20 protein-coding genes are annotated in these 20,927 nt (G+C 44.9%); 9 read left to right on the top strand and 11 right to left on the bottom strand.

Annotated elements, in window-relative coordinates; translation table 11 throughout:
• Window positions 1–261 precede the first annotated feature (261 nt).
• From thiI to rlmM, 3 genes are all read left to right on the top strand, one after another.
• Entirely contained in the window at window positions 262–1,710 is a 1,449-nt protein-coding gene (gene thiI, locus OCU46_RS03240; RefSeq protein ID WP_141269498.1) for a tRNA uracil 4-sulfurtransferase ThiI, read from the top strand.
• 335 nt (window positions 1,711–2,045) lie between these two features.
• Window positions 2,046–2,999: a transcriptional regulator GcvA gene (locus OCU46_RS03245; protein WP_141269496.1), complete on the top strand. Its 954-nt coding sequence runs from the start codon at window positions 2,046–2,048 to the stop codon at window positions 2,997–2,999.
• 21 nt (window positions 3,000–3,020) lie between these two features.
• A complete protein-coding gene (gene rlmM, locus OCU46_RS03250) occupies window positions 3,021–4,109 on the top strand; it encodes a 23S rRNA (cytidine(2498)-2'-O)-methyltransferase RlmM (protein WP_141269494.1) in 1,089 nt (362 codons plus the stop codon).
• Window positions 4,110–4,218: 109 nt separating this feature from the next.
• Here rlmM and xni read toward each other — a convergent pair whose 3' ends face one another.
• The 4 genes from xni to queF form a co-directional block, all read right to left on the bottom strand.
• The gene (gene xni, locus OCU46_RS03255) at window positions 4,219–4,995 is read right to left on the bottom strand and encodes a flap endonuclease Xni (protein ID WP_141269492.1); all 777 of its coding nucleotides are present in this window, start codon (window positions 4,993–4,995) and stop codon (window positions 4,219–4,221) included.
• A gap of 62 nt (window positions 4,996–5,057) precedes the next feature.
• Window positions 5,058–6,419 (bottom strand): nucleotide 5'-monophosphate nucleosidase PpnN, encoded by a 1,362-nt coding sequence (gene ppnN, locus OCU46_RS03260; RefSeq protein WP_141269490.1) that lies wholly within the window; start codon window positions 6,417–6,419, stop codon window positions 5,058–5,060.
• Window positions 6,420–6,617: 198 nt separating this feature from the next.
• Window positions 6,618–8,930, bottom strand: a complete 2,313-nt coding sequence (locus OCU46_RS03265) for a tetratricopeptide repeat protein (protein WP_141269488.1) — start codon at window positions 8,928–8,930, stop codon at window positions 6,618–6,620.
• Window positions 8,931–9,785 carry an NADPH-dependent 7-cyano-7-deazaguanine reductase QueF gene (gene queF / locus OCU46_RS03270; protein ID WP_141269486.1) on the bottom strand — a complete coding sequence of 285 codons (855 nt, stop codon included), beginning with the start codon at window positions 9,783–9,785 and terminating at the stop codon, window positions 8,931–8,933.
• An 86-nt stretch (window positions 9,786–9,871) separates the two neighbouring features.
• Between queF and syd the strand changes: the two genes are divergently transcribed.
• The 3 genes from syd to OCU46_RS03285 are packed head-to-tail and all read left to right on the top strand — an operon-like array spanning window position 9,872 to window position 11,975.
• Window positions 9,872–10,417 carry a SecY-interacting protein gene (gene syd / locus OCU46_RS03275; RefSeq protein WP_141269829.1) on the top strand — a complete coding sequence of 182 codons (546 nt, stop codon included), beginning with the start codon at window positions 9,872–9,874 and terminating at the stop codon, window positions 10,415–10,417.
• Between the two features lies 1 nt (window position 10,418).
• Window positions 10,419–11,195 (top strand): Zn-ribbon-containing protein, encoded by a 777-nt coding sequence (locus tag OCU46_RS03280; protein ID WP_141269484.1) that lies wholly within the window; start codon window positions 10,419–10,421, stop codon window positions 11,193–11,195.
• 45 nt (window positions 11,196–11,240) lie between these two features.
• The gene (locus tag OCU46_RS03285; RefSeq protein ID WP_141269483.1) at window positions 11,241–11,975 is read left to right on the top strand and encodes an RNA methyltransferase; all 735 of its coding nucleotides are present in this window, start codon (window positions 11,241–11,243) and stop codon (window positions 11,973–11,975) included.
• A 27-nt stretch (window positions 11,976–12,002) separates the two neighbouring features.
• On the opposite strand, the gene fdxA is transcribed toward OCU46_RS03285, so the two are convergent.
• Window positions 12,003–12,326, bottom strand: a complete 324-nt coding sequence (gene fdxA, locus OCU46_RS03290) for a ferredoxin FdxA (protein WP_141269481.1) — start codon at window positions 12,324–12,326, stop codon at window positions 12,003–12,005.
• A 298-nt stretch (window positions 12,327–12,624) separates the two neighbouring features.
• On the opposite strand from fdxA, the gene OCU46_RS03295 reads away from it, so the two are divergent.
• On the top strand, window positions 12,625–14,241 hold the full coding sequence (locus OCU46_RS03295; protein ID WP_141269828.1) for an NAD(P)/FAD-dependent oxidoreductase: 1,617 nt from the start codon (window positions 12,625–12,627) through the stop codon (window positions 14,239–14,241).
• 58 nt (window positions 14,242–14,299) lie between these two features.
• Here the strand turns inward: OCU46_RS03295 and OCU46_RS03300 are convergent, their stop codons facing one another.
• From OCU46_RS03300 to OCU46_RS03315, 4 genes are all read right to left on the bottom strand, one after another.
• The gene (locus tag OCU46_RS03300) at window positions 14,300–14,749 is read right to left on the bottom strand and encodes a YaiI/YqxD family protein (RefSeq protein WP_141269479.1); all 450 of its coding nucleotides are present in this window, start codon (window positions 14,747–14,749) and stop codon (window positions 14,300–14,302) included.
• Window positions 14,749–15,027, bottom strand: a complete 279-nt coding sequence (locus OCU46_RS03305; protein WP_141269826.1) for a hypothetical protein — start codon at window positions 15,025–15,027, stop codon at window positions 14,749–14,751. Before OCU46_RS03305 ends, OCU46_RS03300 begins: the two co-directional genes overlap by 1 nt.
• 200 nt (window positions 15,028–15,227) lie before the next feature.
• Window positions 15,228–15,524 carry a DUF3301 domain-containing protein gene (locus OCU46_RS03310; protein ID WP_141269477.1) on the bottom strand — a complete coding sequence of 99 codons (297 nt, stop codon included), beginning with the start codon at window positions 15,522–15,524 and terminating at the stop codon, window positions 15,228–15,230.
• Window positions 15,525–16,568, bottom strand: coding sequence for a DUF3549 family protein (locus tag OCU46_RS03315; RefSeq protein WP_141269475.1), 1,044 nt, complete (start codon window positions 16,566–16,568; stop codon window positions 15,525–15,527).
• A gap of 81 nt (window positions 16,569–16,649) precedes the next feature.
• Here OCU46_RS03315 and OCU46_RS03320 point away from each other — a divergent pair, with 81 nt between their 5' ends.
• Together OCU46_RS03320 and truC are read left to right on the top strand one after the other, a co-directional pair.
• Complete coding sequence (locus OCU46_RS03320) at window positions 16,650–16,967, top strand: YqcC family protein (RefSeq protein ID WP_141269473.1); 318 nt, start codon at window positions 16,650–16,652, stop codon at window positions 16,965–16,967.
• The gene (gene truC, locus OCU46_RS03325; RefSeq protein ID WP_208733518.1) at window positions 16,958–17,698 is read left to right on the top strand and encodes a tRNA pseudouridine(65) synthase TruC; all 741 of its coding nucleotides are present in this window, start codon (window positions 16,958–16,960) and stop codon (window positions 17,696–17,698) included. Before OCU46_RS03320 ends, truC begins: the two co-directional genes overlap by 10 nt.
• 54 nt (window positions 17,699–17,752) lie before the next feature.
• Here the strand turns inward: truC and OCU46_RS03330 are convergent, their stop codons facing one another.
• Together OCU46_RS03330 and glnD are read right to left on the bottom strand one after the other, a co-directional pair.
• Window positions 17,753–18,136, bottom strand: coding sequence for a DUF3461 family protein (locus OCU46_RS03330; RefSeq protein ID WP_026012768.1), 384 nt, complete (start codon window positions 18,134–18,136; stop codon window positions 17,753–17,755).
• Window positions 18,137–18,266: 130 nt separating this feature from the next.
• Complete coding sequence (glnD, locus tag OCU46_RS03335) at window positions 18,267–20,873, bottom strand: bifunctional uridylyltransferase/uridylyl-removing protein GlnD (RefSeq protein WP_371858831.1); 2,607 nt, start codon at window positions 20,871–20,873, stop codon at window positions 18,267–18,269.
• Window positions 20,874–20,927: the final 54 nt, after the last annotated feature.

A 20,927-nucleotide genomic window follows, 5' to 3' on the forward strand; every position in this document is an offset into this window, starting at 1 on the left:
GTTCATTCTTTTCTACGCTAGGATCTGGGAAAGGTAACTCAGGCAGGAGTGATGGTCAATTTTAGCAGTTAAAAATCCTGCGATATCACTAACTTTAGTTCATTTTCTGATAGTTAAATGAACAGACAAGTAGGTTGTTTTATTTTTACTCTGGCTGAAATAGGTATATAATTCGTCGCCCTCGATTATCCCTGCATTTTCAATCAGCAGAATAATTTAGGCTAGACTCAAGTCATCGACTAATCAGAAGTGAAGTTACCTATGAAGTTTATCGTAAAACCACATCCAGAAATTTTTGTAAAAAGCGAATCAGTAAGGAAGCGCTTCATACGTATTCTGGAGTGCAATCTCAGGATCATCATCCAGCGTCGCACAGAATCAGTGGCAGTATTCAATCGTAGGGATCATATCGAGGTTTCTTCTGATAGTCATCAATACTACCAAGAAGTGCTAGAGATCCTGACTCAAACTCCGGGTATTCATCATTCGTTAGAGGTCAAGCAAACAGAATTTACTGATATGCATGACATCTTCGAGCAAGTGCTTGAGTTGAGCCGTGACCGTATTGAGGGCAAGACCTTTTCAGTACGTGCTAAGCGTCGCGGTAAACACGACTTTACCTCAATCGAACTAGAGCGTTATGTTGGCGGTGGCTTGAATCAAGCTGTTGAAAGCGCCAAGGTTAAGCTGACACGCCCTGACGTTACCGTGAACGTAGAAGTGGCTGGTGAAAAGCTAAACCAAGTCCTAGCTCGCCACAAAGGTCTTGGCGGTTTCCCTCTTGGAACACAAGAGGACGTACTGAGTCTGATTTCTGGTGGTTTCGATTCTGGTGTATCTAGCTACCTACATATTAAGCGTGGCTCAAAGACCCATTACTGCTTCTTTAATCTTGGTGGCCCTGCGCACGAGATTGGCGTTAAGCAAGTAGCACACTACCTTTGGAATAAGTACGGCTCTTCTGCGAAGGTGAAATTTATCTCTGTAGACTTTGAACCTGTGGTTGCTGAGATCTTAGAGAACGTTGAAGATGGCCAGATGGGCGTTGTGCTCAAGCGTATGTTTATGCGTGCTGGTGGCATGATTGCCGATCGCTTTAAGATTGAAGCTTTGGTTACTGGTGAAGCACTAGGTCAGGTATCTAGCCAGACTCTAACCAACTTACGTCATATTGACGGCGTGACCGATACACTTATTCTTCGTCCTCTGATTAACTGGGACAAAGAAGACATCATTGATTTGTCTCGTATTATTGGTACAGAAGACTTCGCCAAGGTAATGCCAGAGTATTGTGGCGTTATTTCTCGCAAGCCTACGGTTAAAGCGGTTAAAGGTAAGCTTGAAGCTCAAGAAGAGAACTTTGATTTTTCTGTTCTAGAAAAAGTGGTTAGCGAGAGTCGAGTTATGGATATTCGCGATATTGAAAAGGAAAGCCTAGAACAAGCACCTGAAGTCGAGCAAGTGAAGGCAGTTCAAGAGCATGCCATTGTCCTGGATATTCGTAGTCCAGAAGAAGAAGACGATAACCCTCTTGAGATCGATGGTGTGGAAGTAGAGCATCTGCCATTCTACAAGCTGGCGACTAAGTTCGGTGATCTTGACCAGTCTAAAACGTACCTTCTGTACTGTGATCGTGGCGTAATGAGCCGCTTGCAGGCGTTGTACTTGCAGGAACAAGGCTTTAGCAATATTAAAGTTTACCGCCCTTAGTCATCACATAAGCTAATTTTAGCCGAGGTCAGTCTCTCTGATCTCGGCTTTATTTTTTATTTCAGGCATAAAAAAACACCGCTCAGAGGAGCGGTGCGAAAATGACAGACAAGTTCATTAAATTGGAAGTATGCTTCGGTTAAACCCAAGCTGTGGTAGAAACTACCGTGCTCAAAATGAGCTCACAAACACAACATCGCAAGTAGGGATCCATGCCAAAGGCATGCCGTTTAGACCCCCGTCGCGTGGGACGCAATATAGATTTTCTCTGGCTGTTGAACAACGGACAATTTATAATGTTTCAGATAAAAAAAACTAATGCTAGATAAGATAGAATGGCAAGACGATTACCCCCATTAAAATCACTGAAGGTTTTTGAAGCAGCTGCACGTCATTTGAGCTTTACAAGGGCAGCTGAAGAGCTGTTTGTTACTCAAGCAGCAGTCAGCCATCAAGTGAAAGCGCTTGAAGAATATTTAGGCTTAAAGTTGTTTAGAAGGCGCAACCGCTCCCTGTTGTTGACTGAAGAAGGGCAAAGCTACTTCCTTGATATCAAAGATATCTTTACCTCACTCTCTGAGGCGACAGATAAGGTGCTAGAGCGCAGTGAGAAAGGCTCTTTGACCATCAGTTTGCAGCCTAGCTTTGCTATTCAATGGCTGGTGCCTAGGCTTGCTGATTTTAACGAGCAAGAGCCCGATATTGATGTTCGTATTAAAGCGGTAGATATGGACGATGGTTCATTAACCGATGATGTAGATGTTGCTATTTATTATGGTCGTGGAAACTGGCCTGGATTACGCGCTGACAAATTGTATCAAGAGTATTTAATCCCTCTTTGTGCACCACGTTTGTTAGACGGTGTTAAGCCTCTAGGCTCATTAAGCGACCTTTCAAAACACACTTTGTTACATGATACTTCGCGTAAGGACTGGAAGCAGTTTGCTCGCCAACATCACCTAGAAGGGATCAATGTAAACCATGGTCCAATCTTTAGTCACTCAACTATGGTTTTGCAGGCAGCAGCTCACGGACAAGGTATTGCGTTAGGAAATAACGTACTGGCTCAGCCTGAGATTGAGGCAGGTAGATTAATCAGTCCTTTTGATGAAGTACTGGTGAGTAAGAATGCCTTTTATGTAGTGTGTCACGAGAAACAAGCAGACGTTGGACGAATTGCTACATTTAGAGACTGGATGCTGAGTATAGCGGCAAGTGAAGGTGTACCTTCCATTGGCCAAGATGAGATTATTTTAGACGCGATAGCGTCGAGCGTTGAAGCTTCTTAACGCATTGAAACGAGGTTTAACTTGAAACAGGTTATTTTATATTGCCGTGCAGGCTTTGAGAAAGATTGTGCTGGCGAGATTCAAGACAAGGCAAACACCCTTGAGGTGTTTGGTTTTCCCCGCGTTAAGCGCAATAGTGGCTATGTTCTGTTTGAATGCTACACAGAAGGGGATGCAGATCGTTTAGTGCGTGAGATTGACTTCCAAACGCTTATTTTTGCTCGTCAGATGTTTGCTGTTGCAGCGAGTTTGGAAGAGCTACCTGAATCAGATCGCATTTCACCTATCTTAGATGCGTTAGCTGAGCAAGAAGGTGTGCCGACGTGTGGTGACCTGCGCGTTGAGACTCCTGATACCAATGAAGCAAAAGAGCTACTGAAGTTTTGCCGTAAGTTCACCGTGCCACTAAGACAGGCAATGCGTGGCAAAGGCTTGCTGTACAAGAAAGACAACCTGAAGAAGCCTGTGATGCATCTGTGCTTTGTGGAGCCAGGTAAATGCTATGTTGGCTATTCTTATGCTAACAACAACTCACAGTTCTTTATGGGCATTCCTCGCCTGAAGTTCCCTTCAGATGCGCCAAGTCGTTCAACTCTAAAGTTGGAAGAAGCATTCCATGTCTTTATTCCTAAAAGTGAGTGGGATGAGAGATTAGCATCGGGTATGTGGGCTGTAGACCTTGGAGCTTGTCCGGGCGGTTGGACGTATCAGTTGGTTAAGCGCTCTATGTTCGTTCATGCTATTGATAACGGCATGATGGCACAAAGCTTGATGGATACAGGTCAAGTGAAGCACCACCAAGCTGATGGCTTTAAGTTTGAACCACCTCGCAAGAATGTTACTTGGCTAGTGTGTGACATGATTGAGAAACCGTCACGTGTAGCTCAATTAATGGGGGAGTGGATCATCAAGGGCTGGTGTAAAGAGGCGCTGTTTAACCTTAAACTTCCTATGAAGGGTCGCTACGACGAAGTACTTCAAGATATCGAGAACTTGAAGACCTTTTTGAAAGAAAACGGCATTAAGTTTACCTTACAAGCGAAGCACCTTTACCATGACCGGGAAGAGATCACGGTACATGTGCAGTCGCATACTAACTTGGGCTGGTAATTGACTCCATTATCGTCATTCTGACCCCATTGCCGTCATCCTGACGAAAGTCAGGACCTTAGAGAGTGCCCAAGGTCAAACTTGCACTACCTAAGGTCCTGAATCAAGTTCAGGATGACGCTGGTGTCCAACGTAAATCCTGCAAGTTAAACCCAAGCTCCAAGTCAGTCTTTAATGAGGCCAGTTCACGGCATAGAAGGGCGTGCTCCTCATTGCCTGCAATCTTCTTTTTGTACTTTTCAGGTAGCGTTTCATCGGCAAAGGCTTGCTCTAAGTTTTCATTGCCAGTGAGTATCTCTCGAGCCGCTTTAGGGCCAATGCCCGGAATGCCGCTTAAGCCTGTGCCACTTATACCAGTCAGTCCCCAGTAATCACTTAACTGACAGACCTTTACCGCAAACTCTTTTTCTACAAAGGCTTGGTCCAGCCAGCGATGCTGAAAGTAATCTCTGATGCGTAAGGATGGAGAAAGCAGTTGGCAGTAGCCCTTATCAGTAGAAATGATGGTGACTTGATGCTGCTGACTGGCCAATTTAACGGCAAGTGTGGCCACTAGATCGTCCGCTTCATCCCCATCAGACAGCAATGAATCGATGCCTAGCTCCCACCACGCTTGTTGAATGGTATCTAATCCCAAGGCAAGAGGCTCAGGCATTGGCTTACGGTTTTGTTTGTATTCAGGAAAACGCTCTTCTCGCCATCCGCGCACCTGCTGGTGGTGATCAAATACGGCAATTATGTGGCTAGGCTCGGTTTCGTTTAGAATCCGTTTTAGAGTGCGGGTCGTGGTTTCTATAGTGCGCTGGATATCAGTTTCGTCAGGCTGCGCTGAATGTACGCGACGAATAAGGTTTAGAGCATCGATGATAACCAGATGTATAGACATAAAAACAAACTAAAAAGGGGCCGTAGCCCCATTGTAACTAAAATTAGATCAAGAGTTTAACCTTAATCTGAGGTTTGTACCCTATAGCAAGGGGTATATTCCGAGCCAGGGAGTTTCATCCGCTGCTGCGTAACAAAATCCCCCAATAGGGTGTCCATTTTCTTCATCAGCTCCTTATCACCATCAATGATGAAAGGGCCTTTTTCTTCGATCTCTTGAATCCCCTCAGCCTTCACATTGCCAGCTACTACTCCAGAGAAGGCTCTGCGTAGGTTCGCGGCGAGAATTTCCGGTGGCTGATCCATGTGTAGATCTAGGTTGTGCATATTTTCATGGTTCGGATCAAACGGCATCTGGAATTCAGGCTCAATATGCAAAGACCAGTTATAGCTGTAGGCGTCTTCATTCTCTTTGCGGTGCTGTCGGACATCAGGCATTGCCTCTTTGACAATACGAGCAGCCTTTGCTGGGTCGTCGATGACAATTTGATAGTACTTCTGCGCTTCTTCGCCAAGGGTATCGCGAATGAAGTTATCGATAGAGCGGAAGTAAGCCTCACTTTCTTTTGGTCCAGTTAACACAATAGGCAACGGCTGATCTTGGTTTTTAGGATGCATCATAATACCCAGCACATACAGCAACTCTTCTGCCGTACCAGGACCGCCTGGGAAAATGACAATACCGTGCGCGATACGAACAAAGGCCTCAAGGCGTTTTTCGATATCAGGCATGATGATCAGCTCATTCACAATAGGATTCGGTGGCTCTGCTGCAATGATAGAGGGTTCGGTTAGGCCAATGTAGCGCGTCTGCTTATGCCTTTGCTTTGCGTGGCCAATGGCAGCGCCTTTCATTGGTCCTTCCATCGCGCCCGGCCCACAACCGGTGCAAATGTTCAGCTCGCGAAGTCCTAGTTCGTGTCCCACAAGGCGAGTGTATTGATACTCTGTTTCGTTAATAGAGTGGCCACCCCAGCACACCACAAGATTTGGTTCGATGCCTGGAATCAATACCTTAGCGTTACGTAGGATGCCAAAGACTAGGTTGGTAACGTGCACAGAATTGTCTAAATTTAGTTTTTCGTTTTGTGCCATATACATATGAACAAACACGATATCCCTAAGCACAGCAAAGAGGTGTTCTTGAATACCTTTAATGATAGTGCCGTCAACAAAGGCATGCTCAGGGGCATTACTCAGCTCAAGTTTGATGCCACGCTCTCGCCTTAGAACATTCACATCAAATGACTTGTATTGTTCGAGAAGCTTCTTGCTGTCGTCAGTGTGACTGCCAGAGTTGAGCACCGCTAGAGTGCAGTTCCGATAAAGGTTGTAGATATCACTTGAGGCGGTCTTCTTGAGACGTTCAACTTCAAGTTGAGAGAGGAGATCCATGCTACCTGCAGGATTGATTGTCGTAATCATAACTGCTCCTTATTAGTGACACTAAGCTCTGAGAAATGAGAGGAGCTCAGTGGTGGGCTGTAGATTAAGCCCACAATTTATACGCAGTGAAACGGACATTAATGTAATGAACCGCATGTTCGGTCTAACCTTAACATTAGATGCCAGACTAACAATTGCAATAAAAATTCGACTAAAATTAGTAGCTTAAAAAAATCGTCAGGTTAAATCCTGAGCATCTTCTTGTTTGGGCAACTGCTCTAAAGCTTGAGTTAACGTCTCTTCATGGCATGACGAATGGACTTTTATCAAGCCGTTTCGGATAGCGTTTAAGATAGAACGACGCATATCATCTTGAGCAAAGCAAGCGGCTGGTGCCAACGGGATAGCGGTAAATGACACCCACTGGCTTACCTGTTCAAGCTGTACCACTGTGTCGCATATGTCAGAAGCTAATAACAGAAGATCTATGAGGTCTTCGTCATTAATGGCGGTATAGGCTCGAGGTAAGAATGGATAATCGGCAATGCTGACACCAAACGTGCGATTGACCTCATATTGGGTTTCAAAGCTATCAATGACCTCTTGGAACTGACTAAACAGAAGCTCTGGCTGATGCAATTTTTCTGGATTAGGTTCGATATACAAGAACGAACTGTCTGATAAGTGATACAGACGGGTTCCTTCTTTAAGGTGATTTCTGATGTGATTACCAAAGGCTTTCTCTGTTGAACGTCCTGCTTTATAGCCATGTTTCGCATAGATATCGAAGATCATAGGTACGTTAATCAAGGCGAACTTCAAACGATCGTTTAGAGGCTCATCAATGAGTTGCCCAAATCGCCATTGCTCGTAGTTGGTCACAGACTTATTGAGAGAGGTAGGCAGTTTTCTACTTAACATCCTCATGTTTCTGAGACCTGAGCGAGGGTGTGTGTAAAGCTCCTGATTAAGCTCAGCAATGATCTTGTGTTTGCGCCCTAGACGGCGTGAATTTAGTACGACCAAGAAGAACAATATCGTACTACTCACACCTAGTACTAAGGTTAATGTTTTCGACTTATCGTAATCGACACTCAGATCGCTCAGCTCATCAACTTGGTCCTTGTAATGTAAGGACTGCTCAATAGAAGAAACTTGGTTGAGGAATGTTCGGCTGATCAGCTCATCTTTCTGTTCTAGGTTGATTGCAGTCAGTCTGTTGTATTCTTCAAGGTAAGTCAGCGAATCTTTGTCTTTGTCGACGGACTTAGTCACACGATGTAGTAGAGACAAGGCTTCTAACTGAATAGCCTGATCACCCATCTTTTGTGCTTGTTCTAGCGCTTCTTTACCTAGCTTTTCAGCTTGCTTGGGATCGTTTTGCAGGAAGTCTAGCTTTGCGGTTAGCAGGGTCGACTTCACTCTTTGTGCTTTGATATCGGTATAGTCGAGTAACTCGGTGGCTCGGTTTAGGTAACGCTCCGCCAAAGTGAAATTAAACAGGTTTAGATAGGTTTCTGTCAGCTTAAGTCTCAAATCGATAATGCTTTCCAGATCCTTCTCTGCCAGTTCTTGGTCTAGTACATTAAAGTAGTGAACCAGCGCTAAGTTGTAACGACCTTGAATAAAATAGACATCTGCGAGTTTACGCAAAACGGTCGCAAACAGAGGCGATTGGTCATAGTTTCCGTAATAGCTTGCGGCTTGAGATAAGTGCTCTTGGGCTTTTGCGTAAATTTGGCGCTCAAAATAGAGATCGGCCAGAAGGTGATTGGCTCGTGCGATATACTGAGCGTTGTCCTTACCAATCGCCACCCAGTAGCTTTCAATTAATTCTTTCAATGCTGAATTTAATCGATGGACTTCTAGGTAGTGCTGACCCAGTTGAAGGCTTGCTTCGAGGCCTTGCTGATAGCTAGGAAGTTCCTTGGCGTAGTTTTTTGCGCGAAGGAAGCTTTTCTCTGCTTTTTCGTTTTCTCCAATATCTGAATAGACCTTGGCATGCACTAAGCTCAGTTCGTACTCAAGTCTATCCTTGGTTAAGCCTTCAATATGCGAAGACCGCATCATTTCTTCAATTTCTGCAAGAGGAGCTTCTACTTTACGAAGGTCCTCGGTCATTCTCCATAACAAGCTGGTTTTTAACACGCGAGACTCAATCTCTCGCACGATCAAGTGATTGGCGACAGAGATTGAGATACTTTGCTCTAGGCTAGACAGTGATGAACGGTAATTGCCAAGAATATAATCAGCGATGCCGATGGTCTGATATGCGTGAATTTGGTTGGTTGCCTTTGCAATCGGCGTCATCTTACGTTTGACGGCATTGGTTGAGAAATCTTCCTCGTTTCTCAGATTGCCTTGATTATTAAGATAAACCTTGGCCTTGTTCTTGGATTGTAAAGGCGTAACGTGAACTAATCGTCTGGCGTCAATTAGGTCCTTTGTCAGGCTACTGGATGCCTCACTCGCCATCGTCGGCAGTGAAAAAACAATCGCCAACAAAGTAAGTAGGGGTAAGGTGGATAACCTAAACAAAGAACCCATCATTTATTGTCTCGCTAAACGCAAAGTACTGTCTGGAGCACTCGATTCACTGTTTAAACTAGTGCGATATGGATTGATATCGAGACCACCACGGCGCGTGTATCGAGCATAAACCGACAAAGATTGTGGCTTACAGAACAGCATGATATCTGTGAATATTCTCTCCACACACTGTTCGTGAAACTCGTTGTGCTCTCTAAATGAAACTAGGTAGCGCAGTAAAGCCTCTTGGTTAATTTTCTTACCGCTGTATCGAATCTCAACACTTCCCCAGTCTGGTTGATTGGTAATTAAGCAGTTAGATTTCAGAAGATGGCTATGCAATACCTCATCTACAGACTTTTCAGAGACACTTCCCTTGAGGTAATCAGTGCTGAATTCATACTCTGTAATTGAGATGTCTTGCTCGTCAATGCAAGTGCCTTGCATGTCGACAATAGGCTGTTGATTAAAGTCTTGAACTCGACTCAAAGTCACCGAAACCTTGCCTCCCGCGCAAGCGGATAAATCTATAGCCAATTGTTCTTGAACCTCATCCCAATTGCTAAATTTCGTTTGATTATAGCTGTTTAGGTATAACTTAAAGGACTTGGATTCAATTAAGTTTGGGGAACTAGCGGGTATTGAAACCTCACCAACGGCCACTTGTGGCAACCCATTGGCATTAAGCCAAGACAACTCGTACAACGTCCAAATATCTTGCCCTTTAAACGGCAATGCATCGCCAAGCTCCAGGTCATCTCGGTTGAGGCTTCTTGGTACTGCCTGCAATAACTTTGGGTCATAGAGAGAAGCGTATTGCGTTTTTTGCCCAAGGGTTAGTCCGGCAAGCTCTTTTGCGTCTGAATATTTGCTCATTTTACACTGCGTTATAGAGTAGAATGTTAGGAATTTTACTGAATAGATACTTCGATGTCATCAACGGAACGCCTGTAGGGTTATTTATGTCCAATTCAATCGCCAACGCGCTTAACTCAATTCATCAGCAGTACCTCGAAACCTTTGAGCAAGAGTACGGCACACTGCCAACCAGTTCAGAGCTGGTGGGCGTTGCCTCGCCATGTATTCAAGACAGCAAATCAGGAGAGGTATATTGGAAGCCGCTTCAACGTGAAGAACATGCCGACTTTACCAATGTCGAGCAAGGTATTGAGCTGTTGCTGCATTCTGATATTAAAGAGTTCTATGGCAGTCACTATAGTGCTGACTTGACGATGAGTTGGAAAGGTAAGCCTCTTACTCTGTTGCAAGTATGGAGTGATGAAGACTTTGTGCGCCTGCAAGAAAACATACTTGGCCACTTGGTAACGCAGCGCCGCTTAAAGCTTAAGCCAACGGTGTTTATTGCTGCCATTGATTCAGATCTTGATGTTATCTCTGTATGCAACATTAGTGGCAATGTTGTGCTGGAATCTCTAGGTACCAACAAGCGCGAAGTGCTTGCAGAAAGCCTATTAGAGTTCTTAGAGCAATTGGATGTAGAGGTCTAGCATGTTTGTCTGTGAATTACAGTTCGAATGCTTTGACAACACTACATTCACCGCCGTTGAGAAGTCCATTAATGGCTTGATGGAGGCGCTACGTTTTAATGGTCAGGTCTTAGGTAGAGAATTCCCTCTCGCCATTGATGGTGCAACGTTTAATTTGCGTTGTGTATGCCCAGAAAAAGACAGCTTACATCCCAAAAATCATTCCGACTTTGTGCGCTTTTCGATGACAAAGCTATCTGAGGCGGGGTTACTTACACCTAAACTGAGAGTGTTGGGACAGGATCTTAATTCAGAAGAAACCTGTACAGAAGAGGCTCCTAGTTGGCAGATTCTTTATACGACCTATGTCCATACATGCTCGCCTCTGAGAAGTGGTGATTCATTCATGCCCATTCCTTTGTATCGTAATCCACCCACACTTAACGGTGACCATAAATCCATTATTAAGTGGCAAACAGAGTGGCAGGCGTGTGATGAACTGCAGATGGCGGGTGGGTGTAAGGCGGAACATGCTGCGTTACGTGAATTAAACTCGGTCGACAGTGACATTTACCGTCGTGGTTGGGATTTGCGTGGGCGTATTGAGTACATTACCAAGATACCGACCTACTATTATTTGTATCAAGTAGGAGGCGAGAGCCTAAAGCAAGAACAGCAACGCACATGCCCTAAGTGTGGTGGTGAGTGGTTATTAGATGAACCTCTGCATGACATGTTCCATTTCAAATGCGACTCATGTCGATTGTTGTCAAATATCTCTTGGGATCACTTGAAGTAAAGCGCTTTTAAGTTGTGAACCTAAATTTAATCCTTTGGAAAAAGAATGATTTCTAAAAACCAATTAAAACTTATTCGTGCCCTAGGCCAAAAGAAGCAGCGCAAGGCACATGGCTTGTTTCTGGTTCAGGGGGAGAAAAATGTCCTTGAATTAAGTAACAGCCAACTCACCGTTAAGAGTGTTTTTGCAACCGCTGATTTCTTGTCAGAAAATAGCCAGTCACTACAAGGCTTTGAGTGCGTTGAAGCGACGCTTGACGAACTGACTAAAGCCAGCACCTTGGTCAGCAACAACGCTGCCATTGCGATCGTTGAGATCCCTGCAGTGGATGTGCCAAAGGCAGAGGGGCTGATGATTGCTCTAGATGGCGTATCAGACCCTGGTAATCTAGGTACGATTATTCGCGTAGCAGATTGGTACGGCATCAAGCATATTATTGCGAGTATGGATTGCGCCGATCCTTATAACCCTAAGACGATCAGTGCGACCATGGGAAGCTTTGGGCGAGTTTTCGTTAGCCAGTTAGATCTACCTAGTTACCTAGAACAAGCCGATTTGCCAGTATTTGGTGCATTTCTAGAAGGGGAGAGCGTTCACAAGAAAGCTTTTTCTGCGGAAGGTATCTTGCTAATGGGCAGTGAGTCTCACGGTGTTCGCGAACAAGCAGCAAAGTTTGTGACCGACAAGGTAACCATTCCTGCTTTTGGTGGTGCGGAGTCGCTAAATGTTGCGATGGCGACAGGTATCATCTTAGATAACCTTCGCCGTCAGCATAGCTAGTCTACATAGCTAAATAGTAAAGTGAGATTATCTCTTTAGCATATCCAGTTTGTTAGGCACGCCATTCCATTTCTCTGCATCCGGCAGGGCGGGCTTAACTTCTGTGATATTTGGCCATTCTTCAGCGAGTTCTTCATTCAGTTGAATAAAGACTTCTTGGTCGGGAGCCAGCTCCTCTTCCTGAAAGATGGCTGCAGCATCACACTCTGGCACACAAAGGCCACAATCAATGCAGTCAATTGGGCTTATCACCATAAAGTTAGGCCCTTCATAAAATGCGTCCGCAGGGCATACCGCCACACAATCGGTGTATTTACATTTTATACAGTTATCGGTTACGACAAATGCCATGGTGATGAACTCTCATTAGTCTATTTTCGGATGGGCGATGATACGGATACCAAGCAAAAACACAATATTTGTCCTGCAAAATGTTGAAGGGTTTGTATTTGTGATTGATATAACGTCTAGTTTAGCACTCACACTAGAAAGTAAATTGCCTAGCGATAAGGCTAATTAATATGACAGGCTTCTCAAGTTAACGTAAAATCCCCGCCATTGTGAGCTAGTGTGAGTGAATATTCGCCGATTTATGGTTGGCTTTATTCGCATTACTCTTTGGCTAAGACACCTACTACGAGACATCGACATGATACGTTTGACCGAAATTAAGCTTCCTTTAGATCATAAGGAAGAAGCTATTCAAGCAGCCATAGTGAAAAAACTAGGCATCACTTCTGAGGAAGTGCTTTCTTTTAATATGTTTAAACGTGGCTACGATGCTCGTAAAAAATCAAAGATCCTGCTGATTTATACCTTAGATGTCGAAGTTGCAAACGAAGCGCAATTGCTTGAAGCGTTTGCTGACGACCCGCACGTTCGTCAAACTCCAGACATGGAGTATAAGTTCGTTGCAAAAGCTCCTGAGAATTACACCGAACGTCCAGTTGTGGTGGGATTTGGCCCTTGTGGCTTGTTTGCAGCGCTCGTGCTGGCACAAATGGGCTTTAAACCTATCGTGGTTGAGCGAGGAAAAGAAGTTCGTGAGCGTACCAAGGACACCTTTGGCTTTTGGCGTAAGCGTAACCTAAACCCAGAATCAAACGTGCAGTTTGGTGAAGGCGGAGCAGGTACCTTTTCTGACGGTAAACTTTACAGCCAAATCAAAGACCCTAAGTTTTATAGCCGCAAGGTGATCAACGAGTTTGTTGATGCGGGTGCACCGGCTGAAATTAAATATGTGAGTAAGCCACACATTGGTACCTTCAAGCTAGTAACCATGATCGAGAAAATGCGTGCAACGATCATCGAGCTAGGTGGTGAGATTCGATTCAGCACTCGTGTAGATGATCTGCATATGGAAGACGGTCAGTTGACAGGCTTAACGCTATCGAATGGTGAGGTGATTAAGTCTCGCCACGTCGTTTTAGCTGTGGGACATAGTGCACGCGATACCTTTGAAATGCTACACGAACGTGGTGTCTACATGGAGGCAAAACCCTTCTCTGTTGGCTTCCGTATCGAGCATAAGCAATCAATGATTGATGAAGCTCGTTTTGGTAAAAACGCAGGCAACCCAATTCTGGGTGCAGCAGATTACAAACTCGTTCACCACTGTAAGAATGGACGCACAGTATACAGCTTCTGTATGTGCCCTGGTGGCACAGTAGTAGCCGCAACCTCTGAAGAGGGGCGTGTAGTGACTAACGGTATGAGTCAGTATTCTCGCGCAGAGCGTAATGCCAATAGTGCTATCGTGGTGGGTATTTCGCCTGAACAAGATTACCCTGGTGATGCACTGGCAGGCATTCGCTTACAACGTGAGCTAGAGTCTGGTGCATTTAAACTCGGTGGTGAGACTTACGATGCTCCGGCGCAAAAGATTGGAGACTTCTTGAAAGGTCGCGATCCAAGTGCATTGGGTGAGGTTGAACCTTCATTTACTCCAGGCATTAAGCTAACAGATGTCTCTAAGGCGCTGCCTGCTTATGCTATTGAAGCTATTCGTGAAGCAATCCCAGCTTTTGATAAGAAGATTAAGGGCTTTGCATCGGAAGATGGTCTGCTTACTGGTGTGGAAACTCGCACCTCTTCACCACTTTGTATCAAACGTGGTAAAGACTATCAAAGTATCAATCTAAAGGGTTTCTACCCTGCGGGTGAGGGTGCTGGCTATGCGGGTGGTATCCTGTCTGCAGGCATCGATGGTATCAAGGTGGCTGAGGCATTAGCTCTGTCGATTGTGGCTGAGTCTGAAAGCAAGTAACCTAATTGTGCGGTTCTGTTGCTATAGAGCAACAGGACCGTAGTATCACTTTACCGTTCTACTTCTTTGCGCGCGCTAAAATCCTATCTAGCGCATTGGCAAAGTCCCTTCTATCAGTCTGTGACAATGCACTTGGACCGCCAGTTTGTACGCCCGATGAGCGCATGGTGTCCATGAAGTCACGAACGTTAAGGCGAGCCTTAATGTTTTCTTTAGTGAACAATTCCCCGCGACTGCTTAACGCCTGTCCACCCTTAGTGATCACTTCATCAGCAAGAGGGATATCAGAGGTAATTACCAAATCGTTCGCTTCCACACGCAGCGCTATCTCATCATCTGCAATATCAAAGCCTTGGCTGACTTGCATGAAGCGAATGGTATTGCGCTTTGGCAGGGGAACAGGATGATTAGCAACAAAGATACATTCGATTCCAGTTCTCTCTGAGGCACGCACCAAGGTTTCTCTAATGACCTTTGGACACGCATCCGCATCTACCCAAATCTTCATTATTGCTTACCTTCTAGTGCTTCGATACGGCGAGTGAGCTCGATGATCTTATTCTCTAGTGCTTTAATCTTTGAATCAGAATTTTCGCTAGCAACGGCGACTTCGATTTTAGGAACACGCTTGGTGCTTTTCCAGTTCTTGATAGCAGCTATAAGCGCTGGCATAGGAACCTTGCTGCCAAGGCGCGCTTTTACAAGTGCCATGGTAGGTTCTTTACCTTCAGATTCAAGGGCTTGGAAGATTTGATTTAATTCGTCGGTAACTTCTTTAGTCAGCATAGTATCAATTTTCATTTAACGATTTATCGTCATCCTATCGAAATCACTATCATGAGTACACTGCAACTTATCATCATGCAGATTATGAGTGTGCCCGACAAGACTTACTTGCTAGGACGACTAATAGAGAAGCTTGGTTTTACACAAGCTTCCCGACAGGACAGTAGGTATGGTGTTTTCTACCTAAATTGCTTATTGAGTTAGATGCGATGAGGGTCGGTATGAAAATGTGAGACTCGCAGTCCTACCATGGTTAATGTGCCTTGATAGCAATCATCACCCAAGGCTGAAAACTCAAAAGCAAACACTGTGTGCCAGCCCCACTTACCATCGGGGCGACGTATTCTATGCGCCCCAGAAGAAATGCTGACAATTTGCAGATCCAGTTTTTTACAGTGTCGAATGATGGCAACCTTGGCAAGCTCTGCTTGACGTCTGTGTTGCCAAAATAGAGTAAGAAAAATAGCTAACCCGAGTATGGCGAGCAGGTTGTCCATCTAGCTCTGCCCCTTAGTACTGTTTTGTAGGGCAATTAATGCTTTGGCCAACTCTTGCGAGGGAGCTTGATGTAGCATTGGTAGTATCACCATGCGAAGCTTCGGTTGCATCACTAGGTCTGCAAACAGTTGATTGAATAGCGCTTGGTTATTGGTTTGTGCCAGTCTTACCAAGAACTGTTCAGCAAGCGTACTTTGTTGCAATGGTTCCCAACAACGACCGGCGATGGCGACCAAGACTTCCTGATGGCAGTATTTACTCTCTGACAAAATAGCAGTGACAAGAGAATTAAGTTTATTCCCTTTGTTACCTGATAGTGCGCGAGCGAGCGCAGACAGTAGGAACAGGTCACCCTCTGGATGATTTAGCTGATCCAAGGCTAGGTCATATAATCGGGTGGCGAGAGAGTCACTGATCTCGCAGTGCTCTAGTGCTCCTAATAGCGCGTACAGAGGTTGGGTAGGCAATTGAGTGAGGCTTTTTTTCACCATTAACTCATTGTTTGATTCTTTGAGGCGTGCACAAATATCAGTGATCCCTTGCAAGCCAACAGTTTGCCAATTATTCCAGCCTAAATCGCCCTTAAAATAGGTCAACGCATGGGCATAATACTGGCTTGGCGACAGGTTTAGCTCTGCACTCACTTGGCTGTTAAATACTGCCAGTTTGTCTTCTTTGGGTTTGAAGGTGTATGGGTTGCTAGCCAGTTGCTCTTGCACTTCTTCATTCAGTTCTTTTTGAAGCCTGGAACCCATTGCTTCAAGTACAAACTTGATGAAATTGCCTATATCGGCTGAGTTTAATAAACCGCGCTCGTCTAGGTCGAACTTAAGAAACCAAATCCAAGGCTGCTTTTGTTCGTTCCAATAGGTAATAGCAAATTGTGCTTGGCGCTGAATAGGGTAAGGGTAGGCTTGTCGGCCTAGTTCAATACTTTCAAATTCATCGTTAGGGATCAGTTCGATACGGCGACCTAAGTCATGTACCTTAAATTGACAATCGCTGTCTCGTAAAATCTGTGTCAGTGTCGAAATATTTTCCATTTGCCTGTATCTAAATAACCCATACTCTCCCTATAACATGGTAATCTTGCGCCGAATTTCAAGAGTAAGAAGAGAAATAGCTTGAATACAGTTCATCAACAGATGCAGAAACTGCTTATCGATACGGAATATGCTCTCAAGCAATCTGGTTTGTGGGAAGCGGATAAGCCTTCAAAAGAGGCACTCATGAGCTCACAACCCTTTGCCGTAGATAGTCTTCATCCTGAGCAATGGTTGCAGTGGGTCTTCATTCCAAAAATGCAACAGTTTGTAAGCTTGAATCAAGCATTGCCTGCCGGGTTCGCTATTTCTCCTTACTTTGAGCAGACGTGTCAGGGTAAGCCAGAGTGGATAAAGGTAATTAGAGTGCTGAAAGAAATTGATGAGGTATGTGCATAATGTTGGAGATCATCTATCAGGACGAATTTATCGTTGCAGTCAATAAGCCTGCAGGGATGCTAGTGCATCGTTCTTGGCTCGATAAACATGAAACACAGTTTGTTATGCAGACATTACGTGACCAGATAGGTCAGCATGTGTTTCCTTTGCACCGTCTTGATCGTCCAACCTCTGGGGTTCTTGTATTTGCTCTATCTAGTGAAGTTGCTTCACAGATGATGCCTATGTTTGCTGAGCATCAAATGCAGAAAACCTATCATGCAATTGTGCGTGGTTGGATTGAAGAGGGCGATCGTCTGGATTACGCCTTGAAAGTGGAACTGGATAAGATAGCCGACAAATTTGCCGATAAAGAAAAAGAAGCTCAGCAAGCGATAACGGATTACCGTCCCTTGGCTAAGATTGAAGTGCCATTCTCTACAGGGCGTTTTCCTACCTCTCGGTATTGCTTGATGGAGCTTCAGCCTCTGACCGGTCGTAAGCATCAGTTGCGTCGCCATATGAAGCACTTGCGTCACCCTATTGTTGGAGATACCACTCATGGAGATGGCAAGCACAACCGCTTGTTTAAAGAAAACTTAGCCAGTGATCGCTTACTGTTACATGCATCAAGACTTGAGTTTGAACACCCATTTACTGGTGTGCAATTAGTGCTTGAAGCGAGGTTTGATGAAACTTGGCGACAGCTCATTGAGCGTTTTGAATGGCAAGGTGCCTTTGAGGGCGAGTAAGCCTTTTAAAAGAAAAAGCTCATACATGGGTATGAGCTTTGTATCGCAGGGCGACTATTTTAGCTTTTCTAGATCGGCTTCAATTTCTGCAATTTTGCCCGAAACCACTTTTTCTAGATGGCGCAAATCTGACAGTATCTTTTGCTTCACGTCGACATCTTGAGACTTGACCGGTTTAGTTAGAGTGTTGAGCTCGTCGATAACCAAGGTCAGATTGCGGTTAATCTCTGTTTTGTTTCTGTACTGCCCGCTACCATCATCGATAAGTACACTTTTTACCTGCCTTGGGTACTTAAACTTTACACTCTTTGCGAATAACTCACCTTTTTGCTTCTTAAAGTAGATCTTAAGAACATCTTTATGAGCTTCTTGGCGCAGTGAATAGCGATCAATTTGCTTTGTTTCGTGAATTCCCAACCCGGTTAGGTGTGGATACATAGGCACCTCTGCAATCAAATTTGGTGAACATAGCTCTACGAGTATGGTTTTTCATACTTAATTGTAAATCTAGCAGGGAATCAGGTGCTTAGGTAGCGAGATCCCCTTCAACCCTGCTTTCATTCACACTTTAGTTTGGTGCTAGCTCAGATAAGTTCTCAATTAGCTTTTGACGCAGGGTTTCTTGAAGTTCAGCATCCAACTTTTTGCCCTCTGGAGAGGTGATGATAAACAAATCCTCCGCTCGCTCGCCAATAGTGGTGATTTTGGCTGAGTGAAGGTGCAAATCTAACTCGGCAAAGGTGGCTCCGACAGCTGCTAGCAAACCTGGAGTGTCTAGTGCGACTAGCTCCATTAATGTCTGTTTCGCATTCTTGGTTTCAATAAACTCTGTTCGAGTTTTCACCTTAAAGTGAACCAGGTTTCTTGGCGTACGTCGCACCTTAATTTTGGTCAAACGTCCGTCTTTGATGACATGTTGCAGATGCTTGATAACTGCTTCATGTCTGCGCTCTTCAATAGGCTGGTTGTTTTGGTCTAACACAATGAAGGTGTCGAGAATGTACCCATCACGGCTAACCATCACTTGAGCGTCATGTACGTTGAAGTTTCGTCGGTCCAACTCTGCCACCACACTAGCAAACAGTACAGGCTGGTCCTTAGTATAGACAAATAGCTCAGAGCCGCCGCGAGTCGGCTGAGGGTTAATCAGCACCAATGGTGTATCTGGGTCTTCTTGCTGAAGGATTGCCTGAGCGTGCCATGCAAGTTGCTGCGGTGTATGACGAAGGAAATAGTCAGCCTTGAAGCGTTGCCACAGCACCTCAATTTCACGTGGCGTAAAGCCTTGACTACGAAGCACCGCAGACGCTTGCTGCTGATTGTGTCTAATCCTATCTCTGACATCGACAGGGTGTTCTAGACCACGACGCAGAGCTCTTTGCGTGGAGTAGAATAACTCAGTTAGCAGTGAGCGTTTCCAACTGTTCCAAAGCTCAGGGTTGGTCGCGCAAATATCAGCAACCGTCAGACAAACAAGAAACTCGAGATACTCTTCAGTTTTCACCTTTTTGGCAAATTCAGCAATGACCTCAGGATCTTGAATATCGCGCTTCTGCGCGGTTACCGACATCAACAAGTGGTTTCGTACTAGCCATGCAACCAGCTTGGCCTCTGGTTTAGAGAGATCATGTTCGATACAGAAATCGTACGCTTCTTTTTCTCCAATTACTGAGTGATCGCCTCCGCGGCCTTTACCTATGTCGTGGAAAATCGCGGCAATCGTGAGCAGTTCTGGCTTCTGAATTCGAGGCAGTACTTCACAGCAAATAGGGTGTTTCTCTCTATTTTTTGCAAAGCTGAATTTATGAATGTGTTTCAACAATCGCATACTGTGCTCGTCTACCGTATAGACGTGGAACAAGTCGAATTGCATCTGCCCGACAATTTGGCTCCATTGCGGCAAGTAGGCAGAAAGTACCCCTAATTGATGCATGAGCCTGAATGCCTTGGTAAGTGCATTGGGGTGCCTTACTAGGGTTATGAATTTTTCACGGGCTTCAGGAATGGTATGCAAAAAGCGATTCAAACGTCGTCTTGCGGTACGAAGTTGACGCAAGGTAGGGGGCGCGACACCGGTTATTGTTGAGTCATTCGCGATATGAATAAACATATCTAAGATGGTATCGGGACGAGCCTGAAATAGAGCGGGCTTTCTTGCTTCAATAAGGTGTCCTCGGCGCTGAAAGTCATCATTAATGATCTCGGCGGGGATTAACTTACCTTGGTTTAATATTGCTTGGTCAAACAGCTTGAGTAGCATTTTATTAAGTTCAATAATGCGGCGAAGGGTTCGATAGAACTCCTTCATCATGCGTTCAACAGGCTGGTTTTTTTCTCCGGTAAAGCCGAGGTTTTCCGCAACTTTCGCCTGATAAGCAAAAGAGAGGCGATTGTCATAGCGCTTCAGTTCAATATGCAGTGCGAATCGGATTTGCCAAAGGAAGTTCTGACACTCCTGCAGCTCACGGTACTCTGCATCGGTTAGAAACCCATGATGACTCATTTCCAATAACGAGGTTGCGCCAAAGTGGCGTCTTGCCACCCAACTCAGGGTGTGAATGTCACGTAAACCACCAGGGCTGGACTTAATGTCCGGTTCCAAGTTATAGCCGGTGTCGTGATAGCGAGCATGTCGCTCTCTTTGTTCTTCTAGTTTGGCTTTATAGAAGATTTCACTCGGCCAGAATTCATCAGAGTCGATGTCATTTCTTAAGCTTTGAAAGCAATCTTGACTACCACAAATGAGGCGAGATTCTTGAAGATTGGTTGCGACAGTCAGGTCTTCTCTTGCAACTTGCAGACATTCTTTAACACTTCGTACACTGTGTCCTACTTCTAGCCTTAGATCCCACAGTAAGGTTACAAATTCACTGATCTTTGGAACCCATTCTTCTTTCAGGGTTCGCTTGGATAAAATTAGAATATCGATATCAGAGAGTGGATGAAGTTCACTGCGCCCATAGCCGCCAACAGCGACGAGACATACCCCTTCGACCTGATGAAATCCGAAATGCTTCCACAGTCGCTCTAATAAAGCGTCCATAAAGTCGCTACGCTCTTTGACTAGGTTGGTGACGGGTTGACGTTCAAAGAAGCAGCGTTTCTGCTGTTCACTAAAGTCTTGTAACAGAGTTCGCAGGGTTTGAATATCAAGCTGATCATTAGGGAGCTTGATAGGGGAGAGGGCATCTAGGTTTGGCACGCACTAAATCCTTGTATGCATTGAGTT

It is taken from the genome of Vibrio comitans (assembly GCA_024346835.1).
In the GTDB taxonomy this organism is placed as follows: Bacteria; Pseudomonadota; Gammaproteobacteria; order Enterobacterales; family Vibrionaceae; genus Vibrio; species Vibrio comitans.